This is a genomic window from Kitasatospora sp. NPDC056531 (assembly GCF_042794375.1).
In the GTDB taxonomy this organism is placed as follows: Bacteria; Actinomycetota; Actinomycetes; order Streptomycetales; family Streptomycetaceae; genus Kitasatospora.
The window spans coordinates 1-20,713 of sequence record NZ_JBHTTU010000104.1 but is presented as its reverse complement, the minus strand read 5'-3'; the positions used below and the strand labels follow the sequence as shown (position 1 = coordinate 20,713).

Annotated in this window: 22 protein-coding genes; 12 read left to right on the top strand and 10 right to left on the bottom strand. The window is 73.7% G+C overall.

Going from position 1 to position 20,713, the window contains the following annotated elements:
* The first annotated feature begins 167 nt into the window (after positions 1 to 167).
* The 4 genes from ACFQ87_RS39205 (at position 168) to ACFQ87_RS39190 (ending at position 3,471) form a co-directional block, all read left to right on the top strand.
* Positions 168 to 1,046, top strand: coding sequence for an alpha/beta fold hydrolase (locus tag ACFQ87_RS39205; protein ID WP_380615727.1), 879 nt, complete (start codon positions 168 to 170; stop codon positions 1,044 to 1,046).
* A gap of 405 nt (positions 1,047 to 1,451) precedes the next feature.
* Positions 1,452 to 1,610: a hypothetical protein gene (locus ACFQ87_RS39200; RefSeq protein WP_380615731.1), complete on the top strand. Its 159-nt coding sequence runs from the start codon at positions 1,452 to 1,454 to the stop codon at positions 1,608 to 1,610.
* Between the two features lie 307 nt (positions 1,611 to 1,917).
* Positions 1,918 to 2,556, top strand: coding sequence for a DUF6758 family protein (locus ACFQ87_RS39195; protein ID WP_380615726.1), 639 nt, complete (start codon positions 1,918 to 1,920; stop codon positions 2,554 to 2,556).
* A 54-nt stretch (positions 2,557 to 2,610) separates the two neighbouring features.
* Entirely contained in the window at positions 2,611 to 3,471 is an 861-nt protein-coding gene (locus ACFQ87_RS39190) for a PHP domain-containing protein (RefSeq protein WP_380615725.1), read from the top strand.
* Positions 3,472 to 3,666: 195 nt separating this feature from the next.
* On the opposite strand, the gene ACFQ87_RS39185 is transcribed toward ACFQ87_RS39190, so the two are convergent.
* Positions 3,667 to 4,308 carry a suppressor of fused domain protein gene (locus ACFQ87_RS39185; RefSeq protein WP_380615724.1) on the bottom strand — a complete coding sequence of 214 codons (642 nt, stop codon included), beginning with the start codon at positions 4,306 to 4,308 and terminating at the stop codon, positions 3,667 to 3,669.
* A gap of 440 nt (positions 4,309 to 4,748) precedes the next feature.
* On the opposite strand from ACFQ87_RS39185, the gene corA reads away from it, so the two are divergent.
* Positions 4,749 to 5,870 (top strand): magnesium/cobalt transporter CorA, encoded by a 1,122-nt coding sequence (gene corA, locus ACFQ87_RS39180; RefSeq protein WP_380615723.1) that lies wholly within the window; start codon positions 4,749 to 4,751, stop codon positions 5,868 to 5,870.
* 4 nt (positions 5,871 to 5,874) lie between these two features.
* Here the strand turns inward: corA and ACFQ87_RS39175 are convergent, their stop codons facing one another.
* A complete protein-coding gene (locus ACFQ87_RS39175; protein ID WP_380615722.1) occupies positions 5,875 to 6,804 on the bottom strand; it encodes a DMT family transporter in 930 nt (309 codons plus the stop codon).
* A gap of 163 nt (positions 6,805 to 6,967) precedes the next feature.
* Here ACFQ87_RS39175 and ACFQ87_RS39170 point away from each other — a divergent pair, with 163 nt between their 5' ends.
* From ACFQ87_RS39170 to ACFQ87_RS39155, 4 genes are all read left to right on the top strand, one after another.
* Positions 6,968 to 7,507, top strand: a complete 540-nt coding sequence (locus tag ACFQ87_RS39170; protein ID WP_380615721.1) for a hypothetical protein — start codon at positions 6,968 to 6,970, stop codon at positions 7,505 to 7,507.
* Positions 7,508 to 7,659: 152 nt separating this feature from the next.
* Positions 7,660 to 8,946 carry a magnesium transporter MgtE N-terminal domain-containing protein gene (locus ACFQ87_RS39165; protein WP_380615720.1) on the top strand — a complete coding sequence of 429 codons (1,287 nt, stop codon included), beginning with the start codon at positions 7,660 to 7,662 and terminating at the stop codon, positions 8,944 to 8,946.
* Positions 8,936 to 9,565 carry a DUF1003 domain-containing protein gene (locus ACFQ87_RS39160; protein WP_380615719.1) on the top strand — a complete coding sequence of 210 codons (630 nt, stop codon included), beginning with the start codon at positions 8,936 to 8,938 and terminating at the stop codon, positions 9,563 to 9,565. Before ACFQ87_RS39165 ends, ACFQ87_RS39160 begins: the two co-directional genes overlap by 11 nt.
* A gap of 56 nt (positions 9,566 to 9,621) precedes the next feature.
* The gene (locus tag ACFQ87_RS39155; protein WP_380615718.1) at positions 9,622 to 10,782 is read left to right on the top strand and encodes an Mrp/NBP35 family ATP-binding protein; all 1,161 of its coding nucleotides are present in this window, start codon (positions 9,622 to 9,624) and stop codon (positions 10,780 to 10,782) included.
* A gap of 1,077 nt (positions 10,783 to 11,859) precedes the next feature.
* Here the strand turns inward: ACFQ87_RS39155 and ACFQ87_RS39150 are convergent.
* The 3 genes from ACFQ87_RS39150 to sigE form a co-directional block, all read right to left on the bottom strand.
* A complete protein-coding gene (locus ACFQ87_RS39150) occupies positions 11,860 to 12,294 on the bottom strand; it encodes a sec-independent translocase (protein WP_380615717.1) in 435 nt (144 codons plus the stop codon).
* A 127-nt stretch (positions 12,295 to 12,421) separates the two neighbouring features.
* Positions 12,422 to 13,423 carry a zf-HC2 domain-containing protein gene (locus tag ACFQ87_RS39145; RefSeq protein ID WP_380615716.1) on the bottom strand — a complete coding sequence of 334 codons (1,002 nt, stop codon included), beginning with the start codon at positions 13,421 to 13,423 and terminating at the stop codon, positions 12,422 to 12,424.
* Positions 13,420 to 14,151 (bottom strand): RNA polymerase sigma factor SigE, encoded by a 732-nt coding sequence (gene sigE, locus ACFQ87_RS39140; protein ID WP_380615730.1) that lies wholly within the window; start codon positions 14,149 to 14,151, stop codon positions 13,420 to 13,422. The genes ACFQ87_RS39145 and sigE overlap by 4 nt, the downstream gene beginning before the upstream one ends.
* A gap of 288 nt (positions 14,152 to 14,439) precedes the next feature.
* On the opposite strand from sigE, the gene ACFQ87_RS39135 reads away from it, so the two are divergent.
* Positions 14,440 to 15,072 (top strand): O-methyltransferase, encoded by a 633-nt coding sequence (locus ACFQ87_RS39135; RefSeq protein WP_380615729.1) that lies wholly within the window; start codon positions 14,440 to 14,442, stop codon positions 15,070 to 15,072.
* A gap of 98 nt (positions 15,073 to 15,170) precedes the next feature.
* On the opposite strand, the gene ACFQ87_RS39130 is transcribed toward ACFQ87_RS39135, so the two are convergent.
* Complete coding sequence (locus tag ACFQ87_RS39130) at positions 15,171 to 15,338, bottom strand: DUF3117 domain-containing protein (RefSeq protein ID WP_270144370.1); 168 nt, start codon at positions 15,336 to 15,338, stop codon at positions 15,171 to 15,173.
* 296 nt (positions 15,339 to 15,634) lie between these two features.
* Between ACFQ87_RS39130 and ACFQ87_RS39125 the strand changes: the two genes are divergently transcribed.
* The gene (locus tag ACFQ87_RS39125; RefSeq protein WP_380615715.1) at positions 15,635 to 16,435 is read left to right on the top strand and encodes an enoyl-CoA hydratase-related protein; all 801 of its coding nucleotides are present in this window, start codon (positions 15,635 to 15,637) and stop codon (positions 16,433 to 16,435) included.
* A 3-nt stretch (positions 16,436 to 16,438) separates the two neighbouring features.
* Here the strand turns inward: ACFQ87_RS39125 and ACFQ87_RS39120 are convergent, their stop codons facing one another.
* Positions 16,439 to 17,038 carry a DNA-3-methyladenine glycosylase I gene (locus ACFQ87_RS39120; protein WP_380615714.1) on the bottom strand — a complete coding sequence of 200 codons (600 nt, stop codon included), beginning with the start codon at positions 17,036 to 17,038 and terminating at the stop codon, positions 16,439 to 16,441.
* Positions 17,035 to 17,463: a DivIVA domain-containing protein gene (locus ACFQ87_RS39115; RefSeq protein ID WP_380615713.1), complete on the bottom strand. Its 429-nt coding sequence runs from the start codon at positions 17,461 to 17,463 to the stop codon at positions 17,035 to 17,037. Before ACFQ87_RS39115 ends, ACFQ87_RS39120 begins: the two co-directional genes overlap by 4 nt.
* A 180-nt stretch (positions 17,464 to 17,643) precedes the next feature.
* Here ACFQ87_RS39115 and folP point away from each other — a divergent pair, with 180 nt between their 5' ends.
* On the top strand, positions 17,644 to 18,456 hold the full coding sequence (folP, locus tag ACFQ87_RS39110) for a dihydropteroate synthase (protein WP_380615728.1): 813 nt from the start codon (positions 17,644 to 17,646) through the stop codon (positions 18,454 to 18,456).
* A gap of 131 nt (positions 18,457 to 18,587) precedes the next feature.
* Here folP and ACFQ87_RS39105 read toward each other — a convergent pair whose 3' ends face one another.
* The gene (locus tag ACFQ87_RS39105) at positions 18,588 to 19,397 is read right to left on the bottom strand and encodes a TIGR00730 family Rossman fold protein (protein ID WP_380615712.1); all 810 of its coding nucleotides are present in this window, start codon (positions 19,395 to 19,397) and stop codon (positions 18,588 to 18,590) included.
* Positions 19,398 to 19,509: 112 nt separating this feature from the next.
* Positions 19,510 to 20,586, bottom strand: coding sequence for a succinyl-diaminopimelate desuccinylase (gene dapE, locus ACFQ87_RS39100; RefSeq protein ID WP_380615711.1), 1,077 nt, complete (start codon positions 20,584 to 20,586; stop codon positions 19,510 to 19,512).
* Positions 20,587 to 20,713 lie beyond the last annotated feature (127 nt).

Sequence of the window (20,713 nt, the reverse complement as noted above, 5' to 3'; positions counted from 1 at the left end):
CCCGAGGGGGTGGGCGGATCCGTCACGCCCCCGCCCGCCCCCTCGGGCGTCCCCACTCCCACCAGCCTGGACGCTGACGGCGCGCCGTCGGCGTCCGGGCTGGTGGGAGTGGGTGTCACGACCCCCTAAGCTCAGGGAGTCGGCCTGTCGCGGGAGGGAAGCTGCCCATGAGTACTCCGCCGTTCCTGACCCTGCCCGGTTGCGCCCGGGCGGAGCGCGTGGTGACCGCGCGCGGGGAGTTCGCGGCGTTGCGGGCGGAGCCGGACGGGCCTGTGCGGGGGTCGGCCCTGCTGGTGCCGGGGTTCACGGGCAGCAAGGAGGACTTCATCGGGCTGCTGGAGCCGCTGGCGGCGGCCGGGTACCGGGTGACGGCCGTGGACCAGCGGGGGCAGTACGAGACCGGCGGGCCGGACGAGGCGACCGCGTACGAGCTCTCGGCGCTGGGCGCGGACGTGCGGGCGCTGACGGAGGTACTGGCGGCCGAGGACGGGCCGGTGCACCTGCTGGGGCACTCCTTCGGCGGCCAGGTGGTGCGGGAGGCCGTGCTCGCGGCCGCCGCGGCGGGGCCGCTGCCCTGGCGTTCGCTGACCCTGATGGCCACCGGGCCGGGGGCCATCGACCCGGCCGAGGCGGCTCGGACCAAGCTGCTGCTGGACGCCCTGCCGGTGCTGACCCTGGAGGAGATCTGGCAGGTCATGCGGCAGATGGACGAGAGCAGCGACACGCCCAAGCCCGTCCTGGAGCCGGATGTCACGGAGTTCCTGCACCGCCGCTGGGTGGCGAACGTGCCGCAGGCGCTGGCCGCGATCGGCGGGTACCTGGTGGCCGCGCCGGACCAGGTGGACGAGTTGGCCGCGGTGGCCGCCGGGGCGCTGCCGGTGCTGGTGCTGTCCGGGGTGCAGGACTACGCCTGGCCGGTGCCGGAGCAGTCCCGGATGGCGGAGCGGCTGGGCGCCCGCCGGGTGGTCGTCGCGGACGCGGGCCACTCCCCCAACGCCGAGCAGCCGGCCGTCACGGCCGAGGCGCTGGCGGCGTTCTGGGCCTGAGCCGCGGCTGCGGCCGCGGCCTGCGCCGAGCCCCGCCCGACCCCCCTCACCGGAGTGGTCTGAACCACTTTTGGAAGCCCGACCGTCCTCAACGCAGGACAAAATTCGTTAGTTACGGTAATCTTTGATTCTGTCCGGGAATCATCGCCGGCCCGCACGCGGTTGCCGATCAGGCGAAACCTGGCCGTTACGGACGGGCAACGGCCCAGTAGCACCGCCACGACACCGTGGTTGCACGAGGCATTGGACGCACCAGGCAAGCAGGGGGAGCCCTTGCCGCAGCAGACCGCCGCACGTACGACGCGATCGGTCCGGCCGTACCGCCGGATCCGCAAGACCCCGAAAGGGCTGATACCGACTCAGCCCCGACCGCCCCGCCCCGCGGGGCCAGGAAAGGAGACGCCCATGACCAAGCCCATGCGCTTCGAGATCCTCCGACTGGACGACACCGACGGTTCCGCCACCGACCGCCTGATCGCCGACGCCGAGACCGTCCGCGAGTACGTCGAGGCCGCCGCCCGCACCGGCGAGCGCCTGCTCATCCGCCCGTGCCCGACCGTCTGACCAGGCGCGGCGGCTCCGACCGGGAGCCCTCACCCGCCGCCGACGAGCCGGGCGCGTCCGATCCGGACGTTCCGATACCAGACTGACGCCCCGTCACCGCATTCGCCGATGACGGGGCGTCAGTGCGTCCGGGCCTGACCCGCGCGACGTTTGCCGCCGTCCGCGACGGGACATCCCCCAACGGGAACCGCCTGCGCCGCGCCCACCCCGCGCCGGCCGGGAGTCCGCCACCGACAGGTGCCGCCGAGCCCTCCGTACGGGTGATCGTCCTTGACGCGGCGGTCCGGAGGGAGGAGCGTTGTCGGCTATGAGGGGCGAGCCTAGCTGCCCGAGGTGCGCAGGTCGGGTCCGCGCCCCCGGTCTGTTCTCAGACACCTGGCAGTGCGACCGGCACGGAGCCGTGCACCCGATGCAGCCCGTGCTGCCCCCGAGCGTGGAAGCCCTGGGCGTGGCCGTCGTCCGCTCACAGGTCCCGGTCTGGCTGCCCTGGCCGCTCCCGGTCGGCTGGCTCTACACCGGCATCGGCCACGTCGGCGACGACGTCTCGGGCGCCCGCGCCACCGCCGTAGCCTGCGCCGGTCCGGCGCCGCTCGGCGGCTTCGGCGAGCTGGTGCTGGTCGCCGAGGAGCTGGGCGTCGGGCTGGGCGCACGCTACGCCGGACTGCCCGGGCCGGACCCGGGCGACTCGGTCGGCCTCTACAAGCCAGCCGACGCCAAGCTGATGGCCGCAGGGCGCCCCACCCCGATGTTCCACGTCCCGGACGCCCCGGCCGACCGGGCGGTGTTCGTCGGCGAGGCACGCGGGCTCTGGCTCTGGGCGATCGCCTGGCCCGAGCAGTCCGCCCTGGTGATGTACGACGAGCTGGTGCTCACCGACCTGCGTGAGGCCGGCGCCGAGTTGGACTTGCTGCCCTGCGGGGCCCTCTCCCCCCGTCTGCTCGGCTGAACGCCTGAACGGCCTATCCTGGGCGGCACCCACGAGCCCCCAGGAGTCCACCCCGTGCGCATCGACCTGCACGCCCACAGCAACGCCTCCGACGGCACCGACAGCCCGGCCGAGCTGGTCGCCGCGGCGGTCGCCGCCGGCCTCGACGTGGTGGCGCTCACCGACCACGACACCGTCGCCGGCCACGCCGAGGCCGCCGGGGCGGTGCGCGCGCTGCCGGACGGCACCCGGCTGACCGTCGTCCCGGGCGCCGAACTGTCCTGCGTGGTGGGCGACATCAGCATGCACCTGCTGGCGTACCTGTTCGACCCGGAGGAGCCGGAGTTCGCGCGCGAGCGGGAGCTGGTGCGCACCGACCGGTTCCGGCGCGGGCGGGCGATCGTCGAGCGCTGCCGCGAGCTCGGCGCGGACATCAGCTGGGAGCAGGTGCAGCGGATCGCCGGGGCCGGCTCGGTCGGGCGGCCGCACATCGCCAGCGCGCTGGTCGAGGCGGGCGTGGTGGCCACCGTCTCGGACGCCTTCACCCCGGCCTGGCTGGCCAACGGCGGCCGGGCGGACGTGCGCAAGCACGAGACCGACCCGGTGGAGGCGGTCCGGCTGGTCCGGGCCGCCGGCGGGGTGCCGGTCTTCGCGCACCCCGGCGCGGTCAAGCGCGGCCGGACGGTCTCGGACCAGGTGATCGCCGACCTCGCCGCAGCCGGGCTGGCCGCGCTGGAGGTCGACCACACCGACCACGACGAGGAGACCCGGCAGCGGCTGCGCGGCCTGGCGGGCGAGCTGGGCCTGCTGGTCACCGGCTCCAGCGACTACCACGGCAGCCGCAAGACCGTCCGGCTCGGCGAGCACACCACCGACCCGGCGGTGTACGAGGCGCTGCTGGCGCAGGCGACCGGGGCCAAGCCGATCGAGCGCTGAGCCGGTCCGGCGCGCCACGCCGAGCCGATCGGCCGCACGAGCAGCCGCACGGGTAACCGTACGAGCGGCCGATACTCCCCGGCCGCGCTCCCCGGCCGGCACTCCCCGGCCGCGCTCCGGCGTACGGGGGCGCGGCACGGGCGCGCACTGCAGCCAGCACGCCCCGTACACCCCTACGCCCCGTCTGAGCGGCCGTCAGTCCAGCCGGACGCCTCGCCGGTCCGGGTCCCTCAGGTCGGTGCCCTGGTCCAGCCAGCGCTCCTGGAGCGCGGCCGCACCGTGCACCCGCTTCCAGCCCGCCTCGTTGGGCGTCATCGGCAGCAGCGGCAGGAAGCGCACCGGCTCGGCGGGTTCGGCCAGTTCGAGGTCCTCGACCAGGCCGCCCGGCTCGGCGGCCAGCACCGAGGTGAAGGGGGCACCGTCCCACAGCGGGGCGCCGAGGTCCAGCGAGCCGCCCGGGGCCACCACCAGGCCCTCGACCTGCGGGGTCGCGGCGAAGGTGGCGAGGCTGCGCAGCACGCTGTCGTGCCCGCCGCGCACGGTCAGCACCAGTTCGACCCGGGGGCCGCGCAGCTGGTCGGCGACCAGCGCGGTCGGGTCGGCCATCGGCGCGGCGGCCATCCCGAGCGTGCTGTAGCGGACCAGGCCGTCGGCGTCCGGGCCGAAGCGCAGCACCTCGATCCGGTCGGCGCCGAGGAAGGTGACGGCGGCGCGGCCGCTCGGCTCGCCGAAGGTGGAGATCAGCCGGGCCTCGACGGCGGCCAGCACCGCCTCCCGGGTGAGCTCCGGGGAGCTGCCGCCGTGGGGGTCGCCGAAGGACGGGAAGTCATGGGCCATGCCGGTGAGCGTAACCCGCCGGGTCGCACGGGCAACGCGGGGGCGGCGGGCGGGCGGCGGGCGGGGCGGGGCCGTCAAGGGCCCGTGAACGACGGGGAAACCCCTCGGCGTCGATGCCCGGTCAGATGTTAGGGTGAGCGACTGGCCACCGGGATCGTTCGTCCCGGGGCGGCGGCGCGAAGGAGGTGGTTGCGGTGGATACCGGCCGACCATGCAGTACCGGCAGCTCTGCCCGGCCCCGACTTCCCCGCATCCCTCGCCTCGCAGGCCGTAGCGGCTGATCCAGCCGCAGTGGCCCCGGGCGCGGGCCGACGGCGGACGGACCGGCCGGGAGAGCACCCCCATCCCCTTCACCGGTGTTCCTCGCCGTCGCACCACGGCCCTGCTTTCCCGCGTTCTCCGTGCCGCCGTGCGACGGCTCCTGTCCCAGGGAGCCTGCCATGTCGATGATCAACAACCTGCGCGCCGCCGTCCGCACCAACCGTCGTCGGGGCGTCTCCGGTCCGTACGACGCCGTGCCGGAAGGCAGCGGCTCGGCGGTCGTGGACTGCGCGGTCTACCAGCACGGCCGGCGCAACGGCGAGACCTGCAGCCCGCGCGAGGCCGCCCGCCGGGTCAAGGCGGCGCACCAATTCCCGGACAGCGCGGGCTCGTTCAGCTGGATCGGGCTGCACGAGCCGACCGAGGCGGAGTTCGAGGGCATCGCCCAGCGCTTCGGCCTGCACCCGCTCGCGGTGGAGGACGCGGTGCACGCCCACCAGCGGCCCAAGGTGGAGCGCTACGACGACGTCCTCTTCGCCGTCTTCAAGACCATCCGCTACGTCGAGCACGACCAGCTCACGCCCACCAGCGAGGTGGTGGAGACCGGCGAGCTGATGGTGTTCGCCGGGCGGGACTTCGTGATCACCGTCCGGCACGGCGGCCACGGTTCACTGCAGGAGCTGCGGCACCGGCTGGAGGCGGACGCGGACGAGTCCGGGCTGCTGACCAAGGGGCCGTCCGCGGTGCTGCACGCGATCGCCGACCACGTGGTGGACAACTACCTGCTGGTCGCCGAGCGGCTGCAGAACGACGTGGACGAGATCGAGTACGGCGTCTTCTCGGCCAAGGGCGGGCGCAGCGCCGATGTCGGCCGGGTCTACCAACTCAAGCGCGAGGTGCTGGAGTTCAAGCGCGCGGTGGCGCCGCTGCTGCGTCCGATGCAGCAGTTGTCGGAGCCGTCGCAGGGCCTGGTGGACCCGGACATCCAGAAGTACTTCCGGGACGTCGCGGACCACCTGGCCCGGGTGACCGAGCAGGTGCACGGTTTCGACGAGCTGCTGAACTCGCTGCTGCAGGCGAACCTGGCGCAGGTGTCGGTGGCGCAGAACGAGGACATGCGGAAGATCACCGCCTGGGCGGCGATCTTCGCGGTGCCCACCATGATCACCGGCGTGTACGGGATGAACTTCGACTACATGCCGGAGCTGCACAACCCGTACGGCTATCCGACGGTGCTCGGCGCGGTCACGCTGATCTGCGTGGGGATGTACCGGGGCTTCCGCCGCAACGGCTGGCTGTAGCCCGCTACCTGCGTCCGCCGCGGGCGACCAGGACCAGTCCGAGCAGGATCAGCACGACCGCCGGGTAGGCGGCTGCCGGGGGCCACTGGCCGAGCCAGAGGGCGGCGATCAGGGCGGCGCCCGGGGTCTCCAGCAGAATCGCGGTGGAGGTGATCGACGGGCCGAGGTTGCGCACCACCCGGTTGCTGAGCGAGTGCCCGAGCAGCTGGGCGGCGACCATCAGCAGCACGATCTGCCACCAGGCCCCGGCCGACCAGCCGGACAGCGGCGTCCCGGCGGCCAGGCAGATCACCAACAGGCCGACCGCCGTGGTGGTGTAGCAGACCAGGGTGTACCCGGTGGTGCTGACGGTCTTGCGGACCTCGGCGCCGAGCAGCATGTACCCGGCCGCGGCGAGTCCGGCGGCCAGGGCGAGGGCATCGCCGAGCAGGGCGCGCGGGGAGAGCGAGAGGTCCACGCCGGTGAGCACCAGCACGCCGGCGAAGGCGACGACGGTTCCGAGCCAGACCATGCGGGGGGCGCGGACGCCGAACAGCCGCATCAGCAGGATGGTCCACAGCGGGGTGGTGGTGACCAGGGCGGTGGCGGAGGCCACCGAGGTCATCCGCAGGCTGGGCATCCAGAGCGCGAAGTGGACGGCGAGCAGCGCGCCGGCGGCGATCGCGAGCAGCAGCGCCCGTCGGCCGATGCCGCGCAGTTCGGCGCGGTGGCGCAGCAGCGCGTAGGGGCCGAGGACGCCGACGGACATGACGTTGCGCCAGAAGGCGATCGCCAGGGCGGGCGCGGCGGTGGCGCTGATCAGCGGGCCGGAGAACGAGATGCCGGCGATGGAGACGGCGAGCAGCAGCAGGTCGAGGGTGGGGAGCGGGTGCGCGGGCCGCGGGTCGGCGGCGGTGGGGGTGGCAGGGGCGGTCGCGGGCCGGGCGGCGGGCACGGCGCTCCTTCGCTGGTCACGGTGGTCGGGCGCTCATACGGTAAGGCCCGTGTCGCCGCAATGGAACTGTCGCCCGGAGGCTGAGACATCTGGTGGGCAGGAGCTGAGACGTCTGGTGGACGGGAAGGGACGGCGGCGGGGGCGAAGCCGTACGCTGTCCGCCATGGACCGTACGCCCGCCGCCGCGACCGCCGACGACTTCCTCGACCAGGCCCTGCTGGAGGAGGCCGCGAAGAAGTCCGGCCTGCTCTGGGTGCGCGCGGACGGCCAGGAGCAGGCCCGTCCGCTCTGGCACGCCTGGCACGACGGCGCGGTGGTGGTGGTCGGCGGGGGCGGCGAGCAGCCGCTGCACGGCCTGGAGGCCGGGGCCGGGGCCGTGGTCACGGTGCGCAGCAAGGACAAGGGCGGTCGGCTGACCGGCTGGGGCGCCAGGGTGGTGGAGCTCGCGCCGGACGGCGAGGCCTGGCGGGGCGCCGTGGAGGAGCTCAAGGGCAAGCGGCTGAACGCGCCCGACACCGACGCCATCGCCGAGCGCTGGGCCCGGGAGTGCCGGGTGCTGCGGCTGGAGCCGGCCGGCGCGCTCAGCGAGCGCCCGGGCGCGATGCCGGACGACTCGCACGCGGCCCGGCCGATGCCCACCCCGGCCACCACCCGCCGCCCGATCCCGGCCGGACTGCCCAAGCTGCTGTTCAAGCGCCGCTGAGGGCCGCCCGACCGTAAGGCGGAGTTGGCGTCCACGACTCCTGCGGCCGCTACCGTGCCACAGCGGGCCCGGCCCCGGGCACGCGGGTAGCCTTGGGCCGCGGGTGTGCTCGGCGCACCCTTGCCGAGGCGTCGAGCGATCAGAGGGAGTTCATGGCAGGGCCAGGAACCCGGGTCTTCATCTCCCATCTCTCCGCCATCGCGGTCTTCGACCCGAACGGCGACCAGGTCGGGCGGGTCCGGGACGTGGTGGTCTCGCTGCGGCTCGGTGGCCGCCCGCCGCGGGTGCTCGGCCTGGTGGTCGAGGTCGTCGGCCGACGCCGGATCTTCCTGCCGATGACCAGGGTGACGAGCCTGGAGTCCGGCCAGGTGCTCACCACCGGCCTGATCAACCTGCGGCGTTTCGAGCAGCGCCCGGCCGAGACGCTGGTGCTCGCCGAGCTGCTGGACCGTACCGTCACCTGGTCCAAGACCGGTGAGGACGTCACCGTGCTGGACATCGGCATGGTGCAGAGCCGCCTGCGCGAGTGGGAGATCAGCAAGGTCTTCGTCCAGGTCGGCCGGGCCGGCCGGCTGCGCAAGGGCAAGGGCGAGCGGCTCACCCTGGACTGGCAGGACGTCACCGGCTTCTCGCAGCCCGAGCAGGACCAGGGCGCGGCCAACCTGCTCGCCACCTTCGAACAGCTGCGCCCGGCCGACCTGGCCAGCGTGATGCACCACCTGTCCGCCAAGCGCCGCGCCGAGGTGGCCGCCGCGCTGCCGGACGAGCGGCTCGCGGACGTCATGGAGGAGCTGCCCGAGGACGACCAGGTCGAGATCATCGGCAAGCTGAAGGACGAGCGCGCCGCCGACGTCCTGGAGGCGATGGACCCGGACGACGCCGCCGACCTGCTGTCCGAGCTGCCCGGCGACGAGGCCGAGCGACTGCTCCAGCTGATGGAGCCGGACGAGGCCGCGCCGGTGCGCCGCCTGCTGTCGTACGAGGAGGACACCGCCGGTGGTCTGATGACCACCGAGCCGATCGTGCTGGAGCCGGACGCGACGGTCGCCGAGGCGCTGGCGCGGATCCGGATCAGCGACCACAAGCCCGCACTGGCCGCCCAGATCTTCGTCTGCCGCCCGCCGAACGAGACCCCGACCGGCCGCTACCTGGGCACCGTGCACTTCCAGCGGCTGCTGCGCGAGCCCCCGTACGTCCTGGTCGGCTCGCTGGTCGACGACGACCTGGACCCGCTGCCGCCGGACACTCCGCTGTCGCTGGTCACCAGCTACCTGGCGACCTACAACCTGGTGTCCGCGCCGGTCGTGGACGAGGCGGACCACCTGCTGGGCGCGGTGACCGTCGACGACGTGCTCGACCACCTGCTGCCCGAGGACTGGCGCGACGCCGCGCTGCACACCCGCGACGACGAGAGCGAGGAGACGGCCGATGGACGGTGACCGCAACGGACGGCCGGACGACTCCGCGCGCCGGCGCCTGCAGGGCGAACTGCGGCAGTTGCGCCAGCTGCGCGAGCTGCGCACCCGCGAGGGCGGCGGCCGGCTGGAGACCGCCCCGATCACCGGTTCCAGCCGCACCCGGCTCGACCAGCCGCGCACCGCCCGGCCCGGCCTGATCTCGCTGCCGTCCTACGACCCCGAGGCCTTCGGCGTGCTGTCGGAGCGGATCGCCCGCTTCCTCGGCACCGGGCGGTTCATCGTCTGGATGACGGTGGTGGTCGTCATCTGGATAGGGTGGAACAGCCTGCTGCCGACCACCGTGCGCTTCGACGAGTACCCGTTCATCTTCCTGACCCTGGCGCTGTCGCTGCAGGCCTCCTACGCGGCGCCGCTGATCCTGCTGGCGCAGAACCGCCAGGACAACCGGGACCGGGTCAACATGGAGCAGGACCGGGCCCGCAGCGACCGCAACATCGCCGACACCGAGTACCTGGCCCGCGAGGTCGCCGCGCTGCGGCACGGGCTCGGCGAGGTCGCCACCCGGGACTTCGTCCGGTCCGAGCTCCAGTCCCTGCTCAAGGAGATGGACGAACGCCGGGACGCCTCCGGGACCTTGTGACCGGCAGCACGCTACCGACCGGTTAAGCGGTTCGCCCGGAGCCGTACCATCAAGGCATGGCCAACGAGACAGAGGTCGCTGCCGGCGTCACGGAGGAGTCCGTACGCGAGGCCCTGGCGACCGTCAACGACCCGGAGATCAACCGCCCGATCACCGAGATCGGCATGGTGAAATCGGTCGAGATCGGCGAGGCGGGCGCGGTGCGCGTCGCGGTCTATCTGACCGTCTCCGGCTGTCCGATGCGCGACACCATCGTCACCCGGGTCCGCGAGGCGGTCGGCAGGGTGCCGGGCGTCACCGGCGTCGAGGTCGAGCTCGACGTGATGAGCGACGAGCAGCGCAAGGAGCTCTCCCAGCTGCTGCGCGGCGGCGCCCCCGAGCGGGAGATCCCGTTCGCCAAGCCGGGCACGCTGACCCGCGTCTACGCCGTCGCCTCCGGCAAGGGCGGCGTCGGCAAGTCCTCCGTGACGGTCAACCTGGCCGCCGCGATGGCCGCGGACGGCCTGAAGGTCGCCGTGGTGGACGCCGACATCTACGGCCACAGCGTGCCGCGCATGCTGGGTGTCGAAGGCCGGCCGACCCAGGTCCAGGACATGATCATGCCGCCGCAGGCGAACGGCGTGAAGGTCATCTCGATCGGGATGTTCACCCCGGGCAACGCCCCGGTGGTCTGGCGCGGCCCGATGCTGCACCGCGCGCTGCAGCAGTTCCTCGCCGACGTGTGGTGGGGCGACCTGGACGTGCTGCTGCTGGACCTGCCGCCCGGCACCGGCGACATCGCGATCTCGGTGGCCCAGCTGGTCCCCAACGCGGAGATCCTGATCGTCACCACCCCGCAGATGGCCGCCGCCGAGGTGGCCGAGCGGGCCGGCACCATCGCGGTGCAGACCCACCAGAAGATCGTCGGCGTGATCGAGAACATGTCCGGCATGCCGTGCCCGCACTGCGACGAGATGATCGACGTCTTCGGCACCGGCGGCGGCCAGACCGTCGCGGACGCGCTCACCCGCACCGTCGGCGCGACCGTCCCGGTGCTCGGCTCGATCCCGATCGACGTGCGGCTGCGCGAGGGCGGCGACGACGGCCGCCCGGTCGTGCTCGCCGCCCCCGACTCCCCGGCCGGCGCCGCCCTGCGTGCCGTGGCCGGCAAGCTCGGCGGCCGCCAGCGCGGCCTGTCGGGCATGTCGCTCGGGCTGACGCCCAAGAACAAGTTCTGACGGGGTCGGTGACCCGCCCCGAGCGCCCCGGAGACGAGCGGGCGAGTAGTCGCCCCGAGCCGGAGGGGCGCGCCGGTGCCGAAAGGGAGAAGCGACCAGCGAGGCACGAGCGCCGGAGCGCCGACCGTCGGCACCGGGTCCGAGCGCCCCGGAGACGAGCGGGCGAAAGTTACCGCGAGGGGCCGGGTGTAGCCGCCCAGGTCGGGGACGGTGGCGAAGCCGACGCCGTAGGCGCTGACGCCGCGGCCGAAGGCGCCGAGGAGGACGCCGGGGGCCTCGCCCGCGAGCACCCAGCCGTACTCGGACTCGCGGTAGCGGAAGGGCTGCGGCAGGCCGTTGACCGGCAGGCTGAGGGTGGACCAGCCGGGGCCGGCCAGGTCGTCGGCGAGGTCCCACGCCAGGGTGCTCTGCTGGTCCAGCCAGTCCTGGCGCAGCGCGCGGTCGAGCTGGCCGGGCCAGGTCGCGGCGAGCAGGCCGGAGCCGGCCAGCCAGGCGGCGGAGGAAGCGGAGGTCGCCTCCAGGGTGCCGGTGTTGTCGGCGCTGCGGCGGCTGTCGCGGCGGGCCACGGTGACCACGACCGCGAACTTGCGCATGTCGCGCGGCTCGTGCTGCTTGGCGGGCTCGTCGCCGTGGCCGAGGGTGCCGTAGTCGACGCTGCCGGCCGCCCCGCCGCGGGGGCCGCTGGCGCCGGCCTGCATCAGGTAGCGGCGGCCGGTCCAGCCGTCGTCCAGGCCGTACCAGGGGAAGTCCGCGGACAGGTAGGGCACCAGCGGATCCGCCGGGCCCGCCTGCCCGCCGACCACCGGGCCGCCGGCCGTGGCCGTCGCCCCTCCCGCCTGACTCGTCGCGTCCATCCCCGGGCCTCCTCAAACGCACGTATGCCTGCCGTGGCGCGCTCCCATGGTGGCGCACCTCGGCGTTCCCGGGGGCCGTTCCTGGTCCGCGCAAGCGCGGATGTGACGGACGGCTCAGCGGGAACAATCAGCACAATAGCGGCGAGGATGCCGCTGCCCCGCTCAGCCGGACGGCCGGGCGGGGCGGTGGCGTCGCGTTCCCGCGGGGTGCGCGCAGGCGCGATCAGGTCGCGTCGGGGTCGAACGGGGGCCGCTCGCCGGGCTGCAGCGGGGCGCCGGCGGAGGCGGGCGCCGGGGCGGCCTTGTCGAAACTCACGTTGCCCGCCCGGCCGTTCACCGGTGCCGCGGGCTTGTCGTCCAGGACGGAGCGGATGTCGAGCGAGTCCTTCATGTCCTTGAGGCCCAGCGGGTCCTCCTCGCCGCCCATGAGCTGCTTGCGGACGAAGGTCTTGGGGTTGAGGTCCTCGAACTCGAAGTCCTTGAACTCGGGGCCCAGCTCGCTGCGGATGTCCTCCTTCGCGTTGTCGGCGAAGGAGCGGACCTTGCGGATGAAGCCCATGGTGTCCTGGATCAGCTTCGGCAGCTTGTCAGGGCCGAAGATGATGATCGCCATCACGATCAGGGTCAGGATCTCCAGCCCGCCTACGTCGCTGAACACCTTTGCTCCCTAGCTCGCCGGACGACGGTTCCTCCAGAGTAATGGCCACCGGCGGGTCCCTGGTCCACGCTGCGATGAAGCCGTGGTAAAGACCAGCCGGCGGCCGAGCCCGAAGGCAGGGTGTCCGCTAGCGGATCTGCTGGCGCAGGGCCGCGATGCCGCCCGGGTAGCGCTCCGGCGAGGAGGAGGGGCTCGCCTCACGGGTGGCGGCGACCGGGCGGGCCGGGAAGTCCACCGGGACCTGCGCGGTCATCGGGACCAGGCCGCCGCGGCCGGTGGTGCCGCCGCCGATCGGGCTGACCGTGGTGCCGTGCTGGTCCTCGCCCTGGGCGAGGCCGCCGACGCCGCCGAGCGTCACCGCGGCGACCGAGAAGGCGCCCGCGGCCGCGAAGACCAGGCGGCGGCCGCGCGCGGAGGCACGGACGGCGGCCGCGGCCGGCAGCGGCCGGGCGGGGCCGACGGCGGATTCCGGACGGCCGGTGCGCCGGCCCATCAGCGGCCGCAGCACCGAGCCGCGGCCGAAGGCGCGCGGGTCGACCCCGGGCACCGGGGTGTCGGCGCCGAGCGCGCCCGCGCCGAAGGAGGCGCCGGCGCCGCGGCCGAAGGAGCCGCCGGTGAGCCGGCTGCCGCCGAGCGTGCCGGTGGCGCCGACCCCGCCGCCGGGCAGGTCGTCGTCGTCACGGCGGCCGCCCTGGCCCGGCCAGCCGCCGTCCGCCGGGCCGTCGTCGGGCAGGTTGCCGACGGCCATCAGCCGGGCCATCAGCGAGGAGGAGGGGCCGGGGGTGTCGGTGCGGGTCAGCAGGTGCTTCACGGCGCGGCCCTCGTCGGCCTCGGCCAGGCACTGGGGGCAGGTGGCCAGGTGGGCCTGGACCCGCTCGCGCGAGTCGTGGCCGAGTTCGCCGTCCAGGAATCCGGACAGGCGCTCACCGAGGTGGTGTTCCTCGACGGCGGGCTCTACGGGGCGTACGGGCACGGCACGCAGCTCCGTGTCGCCCGGCAGCGGGACGGCGGTCGGCAGCGGATCACCGGGGTCGTCACCGCCCCGGCGGCCCAGCGCCCAGCTCCGCCGGGTCTGGGGCCGGTCGGACGCCTCCGACCGTTCCGGACCGGACCGGCTGGCTCCGCTCACGATCGCCTCCGTCCGCGCCCGCCCGGTGCAGCCGCGGGCTCCGCGGCGACGGCGCCGACCGGCACCGGCTCCTCCGAGCCGCCGCGGCGCTCACGGCCGGGGGCCTGGCCGGGGGCACGGTGCTTGAGCGCGGCGCGCAGGTGCGAGCGGCCGCGGTGGATGCGGCTGCGGACGGTGCCGAGCTTGACGTCCAGCGTGGCGGCGATCTCCTCGTAGGACAGGCCCTCGATGTCGCAGAGCACCACGGCGGCGCGGAACTCCGGGGCGAGGGTGTCCAGGGCGTGCTGCACGTCGGCGTCGAAGTGGGTGTCGCTGAAGTGCTGGGCCGGGCTGGGCTCGCGGGAGGCGAGCCGCTCGGCCGCGTCCTCGCCGAGCGCGTCGAAGCGGATGCGCTGGCGGCGGCGGACCATGTCCAGGAACAGGTTGGTGGTGATCCGGTGCAGCCAGCCCTCGAACGTGCCGGGGGTGTAGGTGGACAGCGAACGGAACACCCGGACGAAGACCTCCTGGGTGAGGTCCTCGGCGTCGTGCTGGTTGCCCGTCAGACGGTAGGCGAGGCGGTAGACGCGGGCGCTGTGCGCCTCGACGATCTCCTCCCAGGTGGGCGGAGTCCAGCTCTGCGCGTCGGGGCCCTCGGCGAAGGTCGCGAGGGCGGGAGCCTCGGTGGTGCCGGCGGCCGGCGTCGCGGCGGCGGGCTGGTCCAGGTCGGAGTGCGCAGGCTGGTTCATCACGGGCTTCGGCGTACGGGCCGACGCGGTGCCGCGGGAGTGCCGCCGCACGGGGACGTCGCCCTCGGCCACACCTCCTCGGTCGGCTCTTCTGCCCAGCAGGGCCACCACCATATCCACCTCACCCGTCAAGCCCGGATAAAAGTGCCCGGGAGGTCTCCCGTACCCGGTCCTCAGTGACAACGGCCCGCCGCCGTACGCGGTTCCCGCCCGGCCAGTAATCTGTGGCAGGAAATATCGACATCCCCCGGCACCGGGCCGCCACCCGGGGCTCCGAAAGAGGCAGCCATCAGCGAGTTCGGGCCCGCGCGCGCGGCCCTCGCCGACACCTACGTGGGCGAGGACGCGGTGCTGACCTACGCCCGGGCGCAGTCCGCACGGACCGGGATACGGGCCATCGGGCCGAGCGGCGGGGCGTGCCTGCGGCTGCTGGCCGCCGCCCTGGACGCCAAGGCGGTGGCCGAGATCGGCACCGGCACAGGTGTGTCAGGCGTCTACCTGCTGCGCGGGATGCGGCCGGACGGCGTGCTCACCACGGTGGACTCCGAGCCGGTGCGCCAGCAGCTGGCCCGCGAGGCGTACCAGGCGGCCGGGTTCGCGGCCAACCGCTCGCGGTTCATACCGGGCCGGGCGCTGGAGGTGCTGCCCCGGCTCGCCGACGGCCAGTACGACCTGGTGTTCTGCGACGGCGATCCGGCCGAGTCCCGGGAGTACCTGCTGGAGGCGCTGCGGCTGCTGCGGCCGGGCGGGATGGTCTGCTTCGAGGGGGTCTTCCAGGAGGGCCGGCTCGCCGAGCCGGAGCTGCAGGACCCGCAGACCGGCGCGGTGCGGGACCTGGTCCGGGACGTGCGGGAGAGCGAGGCGCTGCTGCCCGCGCTGCTGCCGGTCTCGGACGGGCTGCTCTGCGCCGTCAAGCGATAGGGCCCGTCCGCCCCGGAGACCGCGCGGGCCCGGGCCGACGTGACGTCGTACCCGGGCCCGGCAGTACGTCTCCAGGAGACGGCGAGCACCCGCTGCGGTCAGCCGGTGACCTTCATCAGGGCATCGCCCAGGGCTTCGGCCTCGTCAGGCGTGAGCTCCACCACGAGGCGTCCGCCGCCTTCGAGCGGAACGCGCATGATGATGCCCCGCCCCTCTTTGGTGACTTCGAGCGGGCCGTCACCCGTCCGCGGCTTCATGGCCGCCATGCTCGTTCCCCTTCCTGCAACCGCTCAGCTACGCACCGGCAGTCCGTCCACCGCCGGTATCGAACGCATTGATCGGAAGCCATTATCCCGCATGCCACGGCCTGATGACCAACATCACTCTCGGTGCAACATCGGCCGGACCGACTCCAACCGCCGCAATTGGCGTCATAAGCCCCGGCGTGGCGGCGGTACCGGCACCGCGGGAAGGTGCGATACCTCACACTCCCCAGCCCGGCCCGCGCTCCGGCATCCTGGCACAACCACCGACGCGACGATCGTTTAGGGAGCCCTCGCCCATGTCCGATTCCGTTCTGTACGAGCTGGACGGCGGCCTGGCCGTCATCACCATCAACCGCCCGGAGGCGATGAACGCCCTGGACGTCGCCACCAAGGTGGCGCTGCGCGACGCCGTGACCGAGACGGCCGGGGATCCGGCGGTGCGGGCGGTGCTGCTGACCGGGGCCGGCGACCGGGCGTTCTGCGTCGGGCAGGACCTGAACGAGCACCTGGCGCTGCTGAAGCGGTTCGAGGAGACCGGCGAGGGCGCGCTGCGGACCGTCGCCGAGCACTACAACCCGCTGACCCGGGCCCTGGCCGGCATGCGCAAGCCGACCGTCGCCGCGGTCGGCGGGGTGGCGGCCGGTGCGGGCGCCTCGCTCGCCTTCGCCTGCGACTTCCGCATCATCTCCGACCGGGCCGGCTTCAACACCGCCTTCGCCGGGATCGGCCTGACCGCCGACTCGGGGGCGTCCTGGACGCTGCCCCGGCTGGTCGGGCACGCCAAGGCCACCGAGCTGCTGATGCTGCCCCGGACGGTCAAGGCCGCCGAGGCGATGGAGCTGGGCCTGGCCACCAAGGTCGTGCCGGCCGAGGAACTCGCCGCCACCGCGCGGGTCTTCGCCCGCGAGCTGGCCGAGGGCCCGACCGTGGCCTACGGCGCCATCAAGGAGTCGCTGGCGTACGGCGCTTCGCACTCGCTGGACGAACTGCTCGACAAGGAGGACGAACTGCAGACCCTGGCCGGCGAGAGCGAGGACCACCGGATCGCGGTGCGCGCCTTCATCGCCAAGGAGAAGCCGAAGTACGTCGGGCGCTGAGGCTCAGCCCCGCTTCCTCCCGCCGGTGCGGACGTGGCAGTCCGCCAGGTGGTCGTCGACCAGACCGCAGGCCTGCATCAGGGCGTAGGCGGTGGTCGGGCCGACGAAGCGGAAGCCCGCCTTCTTCAGCGTCTTCGCCAGCGCCGCCGACTCGGGCGTGACGGCCGGCACCTCCGCCGGCGTGCGGGGGGCCGGCCGGCCCGGGTCGGCGGCGAACTGCCAGATCAGCGCGTCCAGGCCGCCGTCCAGGTCGCGGGCGACCCTGGCGTTGGCGATCGCCGCCTTGATCTTGGCCCGGTTGCGGATGATGCCGGTGTCGGCGAGCAGCCGCTCCTCGTCCGCCCCGCCGAACTCGGCGACCTCGGCGATCCGGAAGCCGGCGAACGCGGCCCGGAACCCCTCGCGGCGGCGCAGGATGGTCAGCCAGGACAGGCCGGACTGGAAGGCCTCCAGGCAGACCCGCTCGAACAGGGCGTCGTCGCCGTGCACCGGGCGGCCCCACTCGGTGTCGTGGTAGAGGCGGTAGTCGTCCGTCGACTCGCCCCAGCCGCAGCGGCGCAGGCCGTCCGCGCCGAGCACCGCGCCTTCGACGACCTCTGTCACTGCTGCTTCCCCGGCTCGGCGTCCTCGGGGGCCGGCTGCTTGGTGAGCGCGACGGCGGGCTGGACCACCTTGGCGAACTCCTCCAGGCCCGGCAGCGGTTCGGCGGCCGGGTCCGGGGCGGTGGTGGCCTCGACCGCGCCGCGCAGGTGGGCGGCGGCCTCCAGCTCGGCGATCCGCGAGTCGCGGTAGGCGAGTTCGGCGCCGAGGCGGTCCAGGACGTCGTCCACCTCGTCCATCCGGTAGCCGCGCACGGCCATCGGCAGGCGCAGGTCGTCCACGTCCGTCTTGCTCAGCGGTCGGTCCTGCGGCAGCCGCGCGGCGATGCGGTCCGGCACCGCCTCCGGCATCGAGCCGCCCCCGCCCAGCGCCACCAGCGCGGCGCCGCCGACCACCACGGCCATGGCGACCACGATCACCCAGAACACGAGCTGTCCTCCCGAACTCCCGGCCGGTCCCCGATCAAGTGCCAGGGAACCAGACTGATCATGACAGCATGGTCCCTAGTGAGGCCGGGGGCCATCATCGCACCCGCAGGAGCTGTGGAGGAGACATCGGTGGCACTGCGCCTGGGACCGCGCGAATTCGCTGAGGACGAGCTGGTGATCATGGCGATCGTGAACCGGACGCCGGACTCGTTCTTCGACAAGGGCGCGACCTTCGCCGACGAGGCCGCGTTCGCCGCCGCCGACCGCGCGATGGCCGAGGGCGCGGCGATCCTGGACATCGGCGGGGTGAAGGCCGGCCCCGGCGACGAGGTCACGGTCGAGGAGGAGCTGCGGCGCACCGTCCCCTTCGTGGCCGAGCTGCGCAAGCGCCACCCCGACGCCGTGATCAGCGTGGACACCTGGCGGCACGAGGTCGGCGAGGCGGTCTGCGAGGTCGGCGCGGACCTGCTGAACGACGCCTGGGGCGGGGTGGACCCGAAGCTCGCCGAGGTGGCCGCCCGGTACGACGTCGGGCTGGTGTGCACCCACGCGGGCGGCGCCGAGCCGCGCACCCGACCGCACCGGACCGGGTACGAGGACGTGATGGCGGACATCCTGCGGGTGACCGTCGGGCTGGCCGAGCGGGCGGTGGGGCTGGGCGTCCGCCGGGACGCGGTGATCATCGACCCGGGGCACGACTTCGGCAAGAACACCCGGCACTCGCTGGAGGCCACCCGGCGGCTGCCGGAGATGACCGCGACCGGCTTCCCGGTGCTGGTCTCGCTCTCCAACAAGGACTTCGTCGGCGAGACCCTGGACCGGCCGGTGAACGAGCGGCTGCTCGGCACCCTGGCCACCACGGCGGTCTCGGCCTGGCTGGGCGCGCAGGTCTACCGGGTGCACCAGGTCGCGGAGACCCGCCAGGTGCTGGACATGGTCGCCTCGATCCGGGGCACCCGCCCCCCGGCGGTCGCCCGCCGGGGGCTGGCCTAGGGCCCCTTGACGGCGCTCGGCTCGCCTCCGGAGCGCTCGGGACCCGGTGCCGACGCTCGTCGCTCCGGCGCTCGTGCCTCGCTTGTCGCTCCTCGCTTTCGGCACCGGCGCGCCCCTTCGGCTCGCTCCCGCTAGATCTCGTCGGCGGGTCGGCGGGCGTCGGCGAGGATCTTCATGACCTCGTCGATCTCGTCGGTGATGTGGAACAGCTCAAGGTCGCGCGGGGCCGCCTTGCCCTGCGCGACCAGGGTGGTCTTCAGCCACTCGTAGAGGCCGCCCCAGTAGGCGCTGCCGTAGAGGATCACCGGGAAGCGGGTGACCTTCTTCGTCTGCACCAGGGTCAGCGCCTCGAACAGCTCGTCCAGTGTGCCGAGCCCGCCGGGTAGGACCACGAAGCCCTGGGCGTACTTCACGAACATCGTCTTGCGGACGAAGAAGTAACGGAAGTTCAGCCCGAGGTCGACGAACTCGTTGAGGCCCTGCTCGAAGGGCAGCTCGATGCCGAGCCCGACGCTCAGCCCGCCGGCCTCGGAGGCGCCGCGGTTGGCGGCCTCCATCGCGCCCGGGCCGCCGCCGGTGATCACCGCGTAGCCGGCCTCGGCGAGGGCCCGGCCGATGGCCACCCCGGCCTCGTACTCGGGCGAGTCGGCCGGGGTCCGGGCCGAGCCGAAGACGCTGATCGCGGGCGGGAGTTCGGCGAGGGCGCCGAAGCCCTCGACGAACTCGGAGGTGATCCGCAGCACCCGCCAGGGGTCGGTGTGCAGCCAGTCGGTGGGGCCGGTGGTGTCCAGCAGGCGCTGGTCCGTGGTGCTCGTGCCGACCTGGTCCCGGCGCACCAGCACCGGGCCCTTCTGCTTCTCGGGCCAGGCCTTCTTCTTCCGCGGCACGCCGACCTGCTCGGGGCCGTGTCCGTAGTGCTTGTCGTCTCCTGTGCCTGTCATGACGAAACCCTACGCCGACCCTCCCCCGTTTTCAGGCAACGGGGAAAGGTCGGTTGGGCAACCGGAAGATGGCGTTCGGCAGCTGGTCGGACCGTGGCCGAACGGCCCCGGCTCAGCTGGTCAGCCAAGCGCGCAGCCGGTCCTCGGTCTCGGCGATGGCGCTCAGCGAGCAGTGCTCGTCCCGCTTGTGCGCGAAGTTCGGGTCGCCGGGGCCGTAGTTGACCGCCGGGACGCCGAGCGCGCTGAACCGGGCGACGTCGGTCCAGCCGAACTTGGCCCGGGCCTGGCCGCCGGTGGCCGCCAGGAAGGCCCGGGCGGCGGGCTGGGAGAGGCCGGGCAGCGCACCCGCGGCGAAGTCGGTCACGGTCAGCTCGAAGCCGTCGAAGACCTCGCGCACGTGCTTCTCCGCCTCGGCCTCGCTGCGGTCCGGCGCGTAGCGGAAGTTGATCGTGATGACGCACTCGTCCGGGATCACGTTGCCGGCCACGCCGCCGTCGATCCGCACCGCGTTGAGACCCTCGCGGTACTCCAGGCCGTCGATCTCCACCCGGCGCGGCTGGTACTGCGCGAGCCGGGTGAGCACCTCGGCGGCGTGGTGGATGGCGTTGTCGCCGAGCCAGCTGCGGGCCGCGTGGGCACGCACGCCGGAGAGCCGGATCTGCGCCCGCAGGGTGCCCTGGCAGCCGCCCTCGACCACGGCGCCGCTTGGCTCCATCAGCACCGCGAAGTCGGCGGCCAGCCACTCCGGGCGGTCCTTGGCGAGATGGCCGAGGCCGTTGCGGTGGGCCTCCACCTCCTCGCAGTCGTAGAACACGTAGGTGAGGTCGCGGTTGGGCTCGGTCAGGGTGGCGGCCAGGCGCAGCGCGACGGCCACGCCGGACTTCATGTCCGAGGTGCCGCAGCCGTAGAGCAGGTCCCCTTCGACGTACGAGGGCAGGTTGTCGGCGATCGGCACGGTGTCCAGGTGGCCGGCCAGGACGACGCGCTCGCCGCGGCCGAGGGTGGTGCGGGCGACCACGTTGTTGCCGTACCGGTCCACGGTGAGGTGCGGGTAGCCGCGCAGGGCGGCCTCCACGGCGTCGGCGAGCGCCTGCTCGTCGCCGCTCACCGAGGGGAAGTCGACGAGCCGGGCGGTCAGCGTGCCGCCGTCGAGAGTCAGGTCCAGGGGCGTCGGGTTCGGGCTGCTCATGGCGTCAGCCTATCCGCGCGGCTGTGCCGCCGGTGTGGTCGTTCCGTGACCCGCCCGAGCGCCCCGGAGGCGAGCGGGCGAGTCCCCGCCCCGAGCCGCATGTGTGATCCGACTCCGACACTGACAA

Excerpts from the sequence above, each read along its gene's own strand:
- ACFQ87_RS39205 (WP_380615727.1), top strand. The coding sequence starts at position 168 with ATGAGTACTCCGCCGTTCCTGACCCTGCCCGGTTGCGCCCGGGCGGAG.
- ACFQ87_RS39200 (WP_380615731.1), top strand. The coding sequence starts at position 1,452 with ATGACCAAGCCCATGCGCTTCGAGATCCTCCGACTGGACGACACCGAC.
- ACFQ87_RS39195 (WP_380615726.1), top strand. The coding sequence starts at position 1,918 with ATGAGGGGCGAGCCTAGCTGCCCGAGGTGCGCAGGTCGGGTCCGCGCC.
- ACFQ87_RS39185 (WP_380615724.1), bottom strand. The coding sequence starts at position 4,308 with ATGGCCCATGACTTCCCGTCCTTCGGCGACCCCCACGGCGGCAGCTCC.
- corA (WP_380615723.1), top strand. The coding sequence starts at position 4,749 with ATGTCGATGATCAACAACCTGCGCGCCGCCGTCCGCACCAACCGTCGT.
- ACFQ87_RS39170 (WP_380615721.1), top strand. The coding sequence starts at position 6,968 with ATGGACCGTACGCCCGCCGCCGCGACCGCCGACGACTTCCTCGACCAG.
- ACFQ87_RS39165 (WP_380615720.1), top strand. The coding sequence starts at position 7,660 with ATGGCAGGGCCAGGAACCCGGGTCTTCATCTCCCATCTCTCCGCCATC.
- ACFQ87_RS39160 (WP_380615719.1), top strand. The coding sequence starts at position 8,936 with ATGGACGGTGACCGCAACGGACGGCCGGACGACTCCGCGCGCCGGCGC.
- ACFQ87_RS39155 (WP_380615718.1), top strand. The coding sequence starts at position 9,622 with ATGGCCAACGAGACAGAGGTCGCTGCCGGCGTCACGGAGGAGTCCGTA.
- sigE (WP_380615730.1), bottom strand. The coding sequence starts at position 14,151 with ATGAACCAGCCTGCGCACTCCGACCTGGACCAGCCCGCCGCCGCGACG.
- ACFQ87_RS39130 (WP_270144370.1), bottom strand. The coding sequence starts at position 15,338 with ATGGCGGCCATGAAGCCGCGGACGGGTGACGGCCCGCTCGAAGTCACC.
- ACFQ87_RS39125 (WP_380615715.1), top strand. The coding sequence starts at position 15,635 with ATGTCCGATTCCGTTCTGTACGAGCTGGACGGCGGCCTGGCCGTCATC.
- folP (WP_380615728.1), top strand. The coding sequence starts at position 17,644 with ATGGCGATCGTGAACCGGACGCCGGACTCGTTCTTCGACAAGGGCGCG.
- ACFQ87_RS39105 (WP_380615712.1), bottom strand. The coding sequence starts at position 19,397 with ATGACAGGCACAGGAGACGACAAGCACTACGGACACGGCCCCGAGCAG.
- dapE (WP_380615711.1), bottom strand. The coding sequence starts at position 20,586 with ATGAGCAGCCCGAACCCGACGCCCCTGGACCTGACTCTCGACGGCGGC.